This window comes from Streptomyces sp. NPDC058464, from assembly GCF_042721035.1.
In the GTDB taxonomy this organism is placed as follows: Bacteria; Actinomycetota; Actinomycetes; order Streptomycetales; family Streptomycetaceae; genus Streptomyces.
Map to the genome: position 1 here is coordinate 219,676 of NZ_JBHXMA010000014.1, position 10,102 is coordinate 229,777.

At 71.7% G+C, this 10,102-nt stretch carries 11 protein-coding genes; 2 read left to right on the plus strand and 9 right to left on the minus strand.

Annotated elements, in window-relative coordinates:
- Nucleotides 1-16 precede the first annotated feature (16 nt).
- The 9 genes from ACFWPQ_RS20465 to ACFWPQ_RS20505 are packed head-to-tail and all read right to left on the minus strand — an operon-like array spanning nucleotide 17 to nucleotide 8,677.
- Nucleotides 17-865, minus strand: a complete 849-nt coding sequence (locus tag ACFWPQ_RS20465) for a creatininase family protein (RefSeq protein WP_384036335.1) — start codon at nucleotides 863-865, stop codon at nucleotides 17-19.
- Nucleotides 866-906: 41 nt separating this feature from the next.
- Nucleotides 907-1,356 (minus strand): cytidine deaminase, encoded by a 450-nt coding sequence (locus ACFWPQ_RS20470; RefSeq protein ID WP_384036338.1) that lies wholly within the window; start codon nucleotides 1,354-1,356, stop codon nucleotides 907-909.
- A complete protein-coding gene (locus ACFWPQ_RS20475) occupies nucleotides 1,353-2,117 on the minus strand; it encodes an amidohydrolase family protein (RefSeq protein WP_384036341.1) in 765 nt (254 codons plus the stop codon). The genes ACFWPQ_RS20470 and ACFWPQ_RS20475 overlap by 4 nt, the downstream gene beginning before the upstream one ends.
- Entirely contained in the window at nucleotides 2,114-3,094 is a 981-nt protein-coding gene (locus tag ACFWPQ_RS20480; RefSeq protein ID WP_384036343.1) for an ABC transporter ATP-binding protein, read from the minus strand. Before ACFWPQ_RS20480 ends, ACFWPQ_RS20475 begins: the two co-directional genes overlap by 4 nt.
- On the minus strand, nucleotides 3,091-4,305 hold the full coding sequence (locus tag ACFWPQ_RS20485; protein ID WP_384036346.1) for an ABC transporter ATP-binding protein: 1,215 nt from the start codon (nucleotides 4,303-4,305) through the stop codon (nucleotides 3,091-3,093). Before ACFWPQ_RS20485 ends, ACFWPQ_RS20480 begins: the two co-directional genes overlap by 4 nt.
- A complete protein-coding gene (locus ACFWPQ_RS20490) occupies nucleotides 4,302-4,991 on the minus strand; it encodes an alpha/beta hydrolase (RefSeq protein WP_384036349.1) in 690 nt (229 codons plus the stop codon). Before ACFWPQ_RS20490 ends, ACFWPQ_RS20485 begins: the two co-directional genes overlap by 4 nt.
- Before the next feature lie 5 nt (nucleotides 4,992-4,996).
- Nucleotides 4,997-6,073: an ABC transporter permease gene (locus ACFWPQ_RS20495; RefSeq protein ID WP_384036352.1), complete on the minus strand. Its 1,077-nt coding sequence runs from the start codon at nucleotides 6,071-6,073 to the stop codon at nucleotides 4,997-4,999.
- Nucleotides 6,070-7,002 (minus strand): ABC transporter permease, encoded by a 933-nt coding sequence (locus ACFWPQ_RS20500; RefSeq protein ID WP_384036355.1) that lies wholly within the window; start codon nucleotides 7,000-7,002, stop codon nucleotides 6,070-6,072. Before ACFWPQ_RS20500 ends, ACFWPQ_RS20495 begins: the two co-directional genes overlap by 4 nt.
- Nucleotides 6,995-8,677, minus strand: coding sequence for an ABC transporter substrate-binding protein (locus tag ACFWPQ_RS20505; protein ID WP_384036358.1), 1,683 nt, complete (start codon nucleotides 8,675-8,677; stop codon nucleotides 6,995-6,997). The genes ACFWPQ_RS20500 and ACFWPQ_RS20505 overlap by 8 nt, the downstream gene beginning before the upstream one ends.
- Before the next feature lie 603 nt (nucleotides 8,678-9,280).
- On the opposite strand from ACFWPQ_RS20505, the gene ACFWPQ_RS20510 reads away from it, so the two are divergent.
- Both ACFWPQ_RS20510 and ACFWPQ_RS20515 read left to right on the plus strand, forming a co-directional pair.
- A complete protein-coding gene (locus ACFWPQ_RS20510) occupies nucleotides 9,281-9,472 on the plus strand; it encodes a hypothetical protein (RefSeq protein WP_384036380.1) in 192 nt (63 codons plus the stop codon).
- Between the two features lie 361 nt (nucleotides 9,473-9,833).
- Nucleotides 9,834-10,102: hypothetical protein (locus tag ACFWPQ_RS20515; RefSeq protein WP_384036361.1), on the plus strand; the 269-nt coding region annotated here is incomplete at its 3' end.

Here is a 10,102-nt window from a genome sequence, read left to right on the forward strand (position 1 = left end):
GCTCAGGCCAGACGGGTCAGGCCGGATCGCCGGGCCGGTGGGCCGCGCTGGGCCAGGGCTCGCGCACGGCCGCCGAGACCGCGCGGGCGGTGGTGAGCACACAGCGGTCGAACTCCGCCCGCCCGTGGTCCGCGTTCGCCTCGGTGACGTCCCTGCCCCACACCCCGGTCTCGCTGACCTGGTCCATGCGGTAGTCCCAGAAGGAGTCGACGTCGACGTGCGAGGTGGCCCGCTCCATCCGCACCAGGTCGGGCGCCAGGTGCAGCATCACCGAGGTCTCGAAGTAGTTGGCGTGCATCAGCGCACGCCCGTACGTGACATGGCCGTCGACCTCGGGCCCGGGGTACATCGTCACGTACCCCAACGCCCGCACCCGGGCGTCCCGGTGACGCACCCTCAGTTTCTCGGCGGACACGTCGAGCGCGCCGTTGTTCCAGATGTGGCCGTTGAGCAGGACGAACTGCCGTACCCCGCTGGCGTACAGGGAGTCGATGACGTCCTCGACGACGGCGATCAGTGTCTCGGGGCGCAGCGCCACCGTCCCGGCGAAGCCCCCGTGCGAGGCGGACACGCCGAAGGCCAGCGGCGGCAGCACCGGTACGCCGGTCAGCGCGGACACGCCCAGGGCGACCGCCTCGCAGATCCGGGTGTCCACGGCCAGCGGCAGATGGGGGCCGTGCTGTTCGGTGGCGCCCACCGGGATGATCACGGCGTCACCGGCGGCGACCGTGGTCCCGGCCTCCGGCCAGGTCAGCTCCTCCCACGGCAACGGCTTCCCGCTGCCGCCGAGTTGCGCGGCGAGTGCGGGCACGTCGAGCCCGGTGGGCACGCTCAGGCCGCCTGGCCCTGTGATGACGGACGGCATGTCTCTCCTGTCCTCGGGGGTACGGGGGTCTCGTTCGCCGGTCACCAGCGGCGTCGGCTCTTCTCCGGCAGCAGGTCCAGCGCGCGTGCCGGGAGGGGACGGTCGCCGTCGACCGTGGTGAGCCACACGACGGCGTCCGGGCAGTAGTCGCTGATGAGTTCGCGGCACACCCCGCACGGCGCGATGATGCGGAACTGCCCGGCGGGCTTGATCTGCACCGACACCACCGAGGTCACCGCCAGCGGCGCACCGGGCGCGAGTGCGCCGCGCGCGGTGCCCAGGGCGACACCCTCCGCGCAGACCGAACTGCGCCGGCAGGAGCCCTCGACATGGACGCCGGTGTGGATCCGGCCGTCCGCGGTGCGCAGGGCGGTGGCCACCTCGTGCCGGTCCCGCTGCCACACCCGCTCCAGCAACGCCTGGGCCACGGAAAGGAGTTCGGCGTCCTGCTCGGTCATCTCCGGCGGGACCGCCACGGGCGCGGCGGTCATGCGCCGAGCCCCAGCAGGCGGGCCATGTTGCCGCCCTCGACCAGCGCCCGATCCTTCTCGTCCTCGATCGCCTTGGCGATCTTCATGCGCTCCAGGTCGAAGTCCGAGCCGGGCCACTCGCTGCCCATCAGGATCTGCCGGGGGCCGAGCCGGGCGTAGGCCCGCTTCACGTCGCTCATCAGCGTCGCGGAGGTCTCCAGGTAGATGTGCGGCTGCCGTTCGGCCACGATGATCGCCTCCGGCACGTTCCACACCGCGCCCATGTGCGCGATGATCGTCGGCACCTCGGGGTGGTCCCGGGCGATCTCCTCGATGGCGAGCGGCGCACAGAAGGCGTCGTCCAAGGCGTTGACCAGCACCATCAACCCGCGCCTGGCGCAAGCCTCGAAGACCGGGTCGAGGAGCCCGTGGTCGGCGACGTGGTAGCCGTGCAGACTCGGGTGCAGCTTCAGGCCCACCAACCCGGCGTCGGCGATCCGGTCGATCTCCTCGACGGCGTCGTCGGCCTGAGGCAGCACCTGGCCGAAGCCGAAGAACCGGTCCGGGTGCGCGGCCACCAGCGAGGCGATGAAGTCGTTCTCGATGCGCTGCGCGAGCGAGCACACCATCGCCATGTCCACCCCGGCCGCGTCCATCCGGTCGAGGATGCGGCGCGGCTCGAAGGGCTTGTAGGGCGGCGGCGCCTCGCCCTTGCGGGCGCCCGTCAGGTAGTCGGAACGGCCGCGTACGTCCTGGGTGGTGTTGTAGGCGTCGATGATCAAAGCTGGTCCTCACTCACGGGCACGGGGCCGAGGGGCAGGTGGCAGCGGACGCGGCGGCCGGGTGCGATCTCGCGCAGTTCCGGGTGCCGGGTGCGGCAGAGGTCGGTGGCGAACGGACAGCGGGTCCGGAACAGACAGCCCTCCGGAGGGTCCGCCGGGTCCGGCAGTTCGCCCTCCAGGGGCTGCCGTTCGACGGCCGGGCCGGGCCGCAGCTCCGGCACGCTGGCCAGCAGCGCGCTGCTGTACGGATGGGCCGGGCCGGAGAAGAAGTCGTCCCGGGAGGCGGTCTCGATGATCTCGCCTAGGTACATCACGGCGACCCGGTCGGCGATGTGCCGCACCACACCGAGGTCGTGGGAGATGAACAGCATCGTCAGACCCCGGTCGCGCACCAGTTCCGAGAGCAGGTTCAGCACCTGGGCCTGGATGGACACGTCCAGCGCGGAGACCGCCTCGTCGGCCACCACGAACCGCGGCGAGGACGCCAGGGCCCGGGCGATGCCGATGCGCTGGCGCTGCCCGCCGGAGAACTCGTGCGGCCTGCGCCCGGCGGCCTCGGCCCCCAGCCCGACGAGTTCGAGAAGTTCGGCGACGGCACGCTCCGCCTCGGCGCGGCTCGCGCCCCGGGAGCGCAGCAGCGGCTCGGCCACGATGTCGGCGACGGTACGGCGCGGGTTCAGCGAGCCGAAGGGGTCCTGGAACACCATCTGAAGCTCGGCCCGGGTCCGCTTCAGCGCCCGGCCGCGCAGCCGGGTCAGATCGGTGCCGAGGAAGTCGATCCGGCCCGCCGACGGTTCCACCACGCGCAGCAGCGCCCGCCCGAGCGTGGACTTGCCGCACCCCGACTCACCGACCAGGCCCAGCGTCTCGCCCTCGGCGATGTCCAGGTCGACGTCCCGCAGCGCGCGCACCCGGCCGCCGGCCCGGCCGGCGTACTCGACCCGCAGTCCGCGGGCGCTCATCAGGACCTCGCTCATACGGCGGCTCCCGCAGCCTGGGCCGCCCGAGCCCGCACCCGGGCCTGTGCGGTGAGCACACAGGCGTCCAGATGAGCCGGGCCGCCGTGGCGCCGCCGCAGCTCCGGGCGGCTGTCGCAGCCGTCGTGGGCGAACGCGCAGCGCGGCCGGAAGCCACAGCCGGGCGGCCGTCCGACACCGGCGGGCGGCGCGCCGGGGATGGCCGGCAGCCGCTCGGGCACCGGCCCGTGCAGCGGGGGCACCGAGCCGAGCAGGCCCATCGTGTACGGGTGCTGCGGGTCGAACAGCACCTCGTCACGGGTGCCCTGCTCCACGATCCGGCCCGCGTACATCACCGCCACCCGGTCCGCGACCTCCGCGACCACTCCCAGGTCGTGCGTGATCAGCAGCACGGCCGTGCCGTGCTCGCGCTGCACCCGCTTCAGGAGCGCCAGCACCTGGGCCTGGATGGTCACGTCCAGCGCGGTGGTCGGCTCGTCCGCGATCAGCACCGCCGGGTCGTTGGCCAGTCCCATCGCGATCATCACGCGCTGGCGCATGCCGCCGGAGAGCTGGTGCGGATAGGCGCGGGCGGCCCGCGCCGGTCCCGCGATGCCGACCTCGCCGAGCAGTTCGACGGCGCGGCTCGCGGCCGTGGCGCGCGAGACGTCACCATGGGTGCGGATCGTCTCCGCGACCTGCGCGCCCGCCCGGTGCAGCGGGTTGAGCGCGGCCAGCGCGTCCTGGAAGACCACCGCCACGTCCTTGCCGCGCACCCGGCGCAGCTCCCGCTCGGACGCCCCCACCAGCTCCCGGCCCCGGAAGGACACAGATCCGTCGATGTGGGTGCGCGGACCGCGGTTCAGGCCGACCAGACTCATCGACAGCGCCGACTTGCCCGACCCGGACTCGCCGACCAGCGCGAGGATCTCGCCCCTGCGCAACGTCAGGTCCACGCCGTCCACGGCAGGTAGTCGGCCCGCCGACACGTCGAACCCCACCCGCAGCCCACGGACTTCGAGCACCGCCTCCGGAGGGACCACGTCGTGCGAGCCTTCAGCCCCGGTCGTGCTGTGCGCGCTTTCCGACGCGGTCGTGCCGTGCGCCGCCTCCGCCGCGGTCACGTCATGCACGTCCTCCGGCGCGGTCACGTCGTGCACGTCCTTCGCCGCGGTCACGTCATGCAGGTCCTCCTGCGCAGTCGCGTCGTGCACGCCCTCCGGCGCGTTCATGCGGCACCGCCCACGGCCAGTGCCGCCCGGTGGATCAGCTCGGCGACCCGCTCGGGCCACACCAGGGTGGTGTAGTGGCTGCCCGGGACGTGCTCGACGGTCGCCTTCATCCGCTCGGCCATGAAGTTCTGGATCTCGGGGCGCAGGGTGCGGTCGTCGTCGGCGACCAGGTACCAGCTGGGCAGCGACCGCCAGGCCGGGACCCCGGTCGCCTGGGTGAAGATCAGGTTCTCGGCCTTCCGTCCCTCTGCCTCGACGACCGCCCGCTGTTCCTCCGACAGGTCCGGGCCGATCTCCGCCCAGAATTCCGCGCTCGGCTCGGACTTCCACTCGCCGTTCGGGCCGCGCCGCATGTACTTGGAGATCTCCGCGGGCTCGTAGCGCTCGACGATCCCGTTGACGGTCTCGCCCTCGTCCGGCCCGAACGCGGCGACGTAGACCAGCCCCGCGACCCGCGGGTCGCGTCCCACGTTCGTGATCACCGCGCCGCCGTAGGAGTGCCCGGCCAGCAGCACCGGGCCTTGGGCGCCCGCGAGGGCGGCCGTGGTCTCGGCGATGTCGTCGGCGAGCGAGGTCATCGGGTTGGTGACCGTGACCAGCCGGTGGCCGTGGGCGGCGAGCAGCGGTTGGACCGCCGACCAGGTGGTGGGCCGTCCGCCGGCACCGTGGACCAGCACGATGTCCATCGGGATCATCCTTTGCGTAGACGCGGGTCGAGAACCGTGTAGAGCAGGTCGACCGCGTGGTTGACGAGGGTGAACAGCAGGGCGATCGCGAGGGCCGCGCCCTGCACGACCGGGTAGTCGCGCTGCAGCACGCCCTGCACGAGCAGCCGTCCGACGCCCGGGTAGGAGAAGACGGTCTCGGTGACCACCGAACCGCCCAGCAGGGACCCGAACTGGAGCCCCAGGACGGTGACGATGGGCAGCCAGGCGTTGCGCAGCACGTGCCGGCGCACCACCGCGCCCTCGCCGAGGCCCTTCATCCGGGCGGTGCGCACGAAGTCGTCGCCGAGCACCTCCAGGACGGAGGCGCGCACGATCCGGGTGATGAACCCGGCCATCGACAGCGCGAGCGTCACGGCGGGCAGGATCAGGTGCTGGAACCACGGCCCCACCAGTTCGGGCCGGTCCTGGAGGATCGCGTCGAGCAGGACGAAGCCGGTGGTGGGCCGATAGTCGAGGGTGCTGGGCAGCCGGCCGAGGACCGGCAGCCAGCGCAGCCACACGCCGAACACCACGATGGCGAGCACGCCGAGCGCGAACCAGGGCAGCGAGAAGCTGACGGTTGCCACGGCCCGGGTCGAGGTGTCGATCCAGCTGCCCCGGCGCAGCGCCGCGACGACTCCGGTGACGACGCCGAGCAGCACCGCGACCGTCATGGCGGCGAGGGTGAGTTCCACGGTCGCGGGCAACGCGTCACCCAGCAGGCGGAGGACGCTGTTGGAGCCGTAGAACGAGGTACCGAGCCGCAGATGGACCAGGTCGTCGAGGAAGTGGCCGTACTGGGTGAGCAGCGGCTGGTCCAGGCCGAGGGCCTTGGTGACCCGTTCCTCGTTGGCGTCGAACTGCCCGGCGGAGGTGGTGCCGCCGCCCGCCGCGAGCGAGGTGGCCGGGGAGCCCGGCAGCAGCCGTATCGCCACGAACACCAGGGAGGCCAGCGCGAACAGCACGACCGGGATCACGGCCAGCCTGCGCAGGAACACCCAGGCCGCTCCCGTCGGCCGGGGCAGACGCACCCGGGTCAGTACCCCGGTGTCCGCGCTCATGCCGTCCCCCGAGGGTCGAGGGCGTCCCGCAGATCGTCGCCGGCGAAGTTGCACGCCACGACGAACACCAGGGTGAGGGCCGCGGGCAGTACCACCAGCCGGGGAGCGGTGTACACGAACTCCTGCCCGGCCTGCACCATGTAGCCCCAGTCCGGCGTCGGCGGCTGGATGCCGAGACCGAGGTAGGAGAGCCCGGCCGCGAAGCCGGCCGCGACCGACAGTGTCATGACGACCTGGGCGAGCAGCGGGCCTCCGATGTTGGGGAGCACCTCACGCAGCAGGATGCGGGGCGCCCCGGTGCCGCCGAGCCGGCAGGCCACCACGTAGTCCTTGGCCGCCTCGCGTGCGGTCAGGGTGCGGGCCAGCCGGGCCAGCCCCGGTGCCAGTGAGACACCGATGCCGAGGGTCAGACTGACCGTGCCCGGTCCGGCCGCCGCCACCAGCAGGATCACCAGCAGGATCGAGGGGAAGGCCAGCGCCAGGTCCACCAGTCGCATCAGCGCCTGCTCGACCACACCGCCCGCGTATCCGGCGACCAGCCCGACCACCGTGCCGGCCCCGGCCGCGAGCGCGGTCGCCGCGAAGGACACCAGCAGCAGCGGGCGGGCCCCGTGCACCAGCCGGGCCAACTCGTCCCGGCCCAGGTCGTCGGTGCCCAGCGGATGCCCCGGCGCCCCGGGCGCCAGCAGCGCCGAGGAGGTCTGGCGCAGCGGGTCGGCCGTCACGAGCAGCGGTCCGAGCAGGGCGACCAGCACCATGGCGGCCAGCAGCAGCCAGGCGAGCAGGGCGGGCCAGGAACGGGCCACCCGGCGCCGGCGCAGCGCGCCCAGCAGCCGCCGTACCGCCCCGGACCGGACCGGGGAGGCCGCCGCACCGGGGGCCGCCTGCTCCACCGCCACGACCTCGACCGCGGCGCCGGCCTCAGACACTGGCCTTCTCCATGTAACAGCGGTGGTTGGCCAGCGCGTCGGTGTTCATGCCCTTCACGTCCGCACCGCTGACGACCAGGTTGCTGAAGCAGGCCAGCATCGACAGGACCATGTACTCCTCGGCCCATCGGCGCTGGATCTTCGTGTAGGCGGCGGTGCGCTTCTTGGTGTCGGTGAGGTTCTTGGCCGTGTAGAGGTCGTCGGCCAGGGAGGCGGCGCCCTTCAGGGTGTCCATCCCGGAGAGCTTGGAGCCGTAGATGCTGGTGGGGCTCGCCATCGCGCCGACCATGTCGTCGGGGTCCGGCACGTAGGTGTTGCGCTCCCAGATCATCAGGTCGTGGTAGTCGTCCTCGCCGTCCAGGAGCCGGCTGAAATAGGTGGCGGGGTCCACCGAGGTGGTGGCCACCTTGAAGCCGACGTCGGTGAGGTTCTGGGCGATGATCTGGGCCGCCTTGGGGTGCCAGGAGTCGCTGGCGGCCATCAGCCGGATGGTGCGGCCCTTCGCGCCGGCCTCCTCGACCAGCTGCTTGGCCTGCGCGGTGTCCTGGGTGCTGAGGTCGGCGAGCGCGGTGTCGTAACCGCTCTGGGCCGGCGGGATGGCGTAGCCCCGGGGTTCGGCGCCGACGCCGTAGAACGCCTGCGCGAGGATGGCCTTGCGGTTGATGGCCAGGTTGATGGCCTTGCGCACCTTGAGCTCGGGGACCCGGCGGGCGTCGATCATCATGATGGCGTCGGCGTTGTGCGGGGTGTCGTACACCTTCACCGCGCTGTCCTTGCGCAGCTGCGAGACGGCGGAGTACGGGGCGAACTGGGTGGCCGACACGTCGCCGCTGAGCAGCGAGCTGACGATGGTGGAGGGATCCTGGACCTGGCGCAGCACCAGCCGGTCTATGGGGGGCTTGCCCAGCCGGAAGCCGTCGAAGGCCTTGAGCGTGATGGACTGCCCGGAGGTGGCGGCGGAGAAGGCGAACGGCCCGGTGCCCACCAGGTGCTTGCCGATGTCGGCGCCGTACTTGTCCAGTGCGGCCTTGGAGATGATCCGGCCGCCGATGTCGGAGAGCTTGCCGAGCACGGTCCGGTCGGGCTTCTTGAGGACCATCTTCACGGTCATGTCGTCGGGCGCGGTGAGCGAGGCGACGTTGGCGCCCATGCTCGCCAGCGGCCGGGTCGCGCCCTTGGGCAGCGTCTTGTCGTCGGGGTCGAACTGGCGGCCGAGGCTGGCGAGTACGTCGGCGGAGCTGAGGGTGGTCCCGTCGTGGAACTTCACCCCCTTGCGCAGGGTGAAGGTGTAGGTGAGCTTGTCATCGGACACGGTCCACTTCTCCGCGAGGTCCGGTGTGGGCTCGTTGGTCTCGAAGGAGATGAACGTCAGACCGCGGCAGATGCAGTCGACGGCCATCCAGTCGCCCAGGGAGGTGTAGAAGCCAGGGTCGTTGACGGCACTGGTGGCGTCGATGGCCAGCGTGAGTGTGCCGCCCTTGCCGCTGCCGCCCCCGTCCTGGGCCGCTGCGCCGCATGCGGTGAGCAGGGCGGGCAGCCCGAACCCCACGCCCACGCCGAGCAGTCCGGCCCCCCGGAGCATCGTCCGGCGCGAGACGTCCCGCGACGCGATCGCCGACACCGACGACGGGGTGGCGGCGGCGGTCGAGGGCGATCCAGATGTGTGGTCCGGCATGGGGCCTCCTTGGGCACCGATCCTGAGAATGGATTAAATCTGCGCTGGATTGGATCCAAAAACATGCTCAGTGGCTCCCGATTCCCCGCCGTGTCCCTGGCGTTAAAGCCGTGTGAAGCGGATCCCGAAGAACGGGCCGCTCACGGCGACGAACGCACTACCGGCCTCCGGCGCCGCCGAAGACAGCTCCGTCCGCGCGGACCTGCCCGCCGACCGTCCGAGGATGCGGGCCGTCCACCGGCCCGATCTCTGTCGGCCAGAGCCGGGAACACGGTGGAAAACCTGGCCCGTCCGGTCTCACCGCAGGCGTTCCTCGACGACGTCCGCGCGATGGCCACGCCGTCTGCAGCGCATGGTCGGCCAACGCGGAAGTCCGCCTGCTTGGGCACCTGGAACCGGTCGCCGGCCATGCCGTGAACCGGAACCGAGCCAACAGGTCTGCGACGAGACGGCTGACGGGGCCGCCGTGCACGAAAGACCACGGCCCGTTTGCCGCGCGTCACGCGGGAGGAGGCCGACGGGAACTGTTCCCCATGACCGACGCCCGCGACTGCTCACTACACTCCCATGATGAACAACATACGGTGCACCCAATGCGGTGCGGTGGGGCTGGAGCCGGGCTTCGTCGAGGACTCCGGACAAGGCGCTCGCGGGTTCGCGCGGTGGATCGCGGGCCCCCTTCAGCGAGGCCCGCTCGGCAACGCCAGGAGGATGGGCCGGCCGCACTGGCAGATCGATGCCTACCGTTGCCCCGCCTGCGCACACCTGGAACTGTTCGCCGCCCAGCCGGACTAGCGGCGTACTGCTCTCGCGCATCCGCGTCCGTAATCTCCGCCGCACGTGTTGCCATGACCGGCGGCCCGTCACCCGCCACTGGCAGCGGAGCGGAAACTCACCGTTCGGCCTCGTGCTGCCAGGGGAGGCGGGGGGGCTTGAGTGAGTGTCAGGTTCATTATGCCTGTTCGGGCGTGGTGTGCGGTAGGACGGAGCGCACGTTGGTTGGGGCTTGTTCGGGGTGGTGGTGTGCCCGCAGACTCGTCGTCATCCATTCTCTGACGTTCGTGTCGGTATCCGTTGTCGGGTGCCGGCGGGTTCGTCGTGCTGTCTCGTCGTGGGGCGGGTGCAGGTGGGGGGGTGGGGGAGCGGAGGGGGATCGGTGGATCAGGAGATGGTCGTGCGGGCGAGGGTCCAGTTGCTGGGTGCCAACCGGCGGGTGGTGCGTGGTGTGGAGGGGTTGCGGATCTATCGTCTGTTGGCGCAGGTGGAGCCGGAGGTGTATGGGTCGAAGCTGGCGTATGTTCTGGTGGAGGCCAGTGCGTCGTCGGTGGTACGGGAGTTGCCTGGGCGGCGGTTGGCGTTGTTGGACGAGGCGGTGGCGGTGGCGTCGGCCCTGGGTGCTGCGAATCCGTTCCGGACCAGGGTGTT

Bases quoted from the DNA above. Each gene is read 5' to 3' on its own strand.
- ACFWPQ_RS20465 (WP_384036335.1), bottom strand. From the start codon at position 865: ATGCCGTCCGTCATCACAGGGCCAGGCGGCCTGAGCGTGCCCACCGGG.
- ACFWPQ_RS20470 (WP_384036338.1), bottom strand. From the start codon at position 1,356: ATGACCGCCGCGCCCGTGGCGGTCCCGCCGGAGATGACCGAGCAGGAC.
- ACFWPQ_RS20480 (WP_384036343.1), bottom strand. From the start codon at position 3,094: ATGAGCGAGGTCCTGATGAGCGCCCGCGGACTGCGGGTCGAGTACGCC.
- ACFWPQ_RS20485 (WP_384036346.1), bottom strand. From the start codon at position 4,305: ATGAACGCGCCGGAGGGCGTGCACGACGCGACTGCGCAGGAGGACCTG.
- ACFWPQ_RS20490 (WP_384036349.1), bottom strand. From the start codon at position 4,991: ATGGACATCGTGCTGGTCCACGGTGCCGGCGGACGGCCCACCACCTGG.
- ACFWPQ_RS20495 (WP_384036352.1), bottom strand. From the start codon at position 6,073: ATGAGCGCGGACACCGGGGTACTGACCCGGGTGCGTCTGCCCCGGCCG.
- ACFWPQ_RS20505 (WP_384036358.1), bottom strand. From the start codon at position 8,677: ATGCCGGACCACACATCTGGATCGCCCTCGACCGCCGCCGCCACCCCG.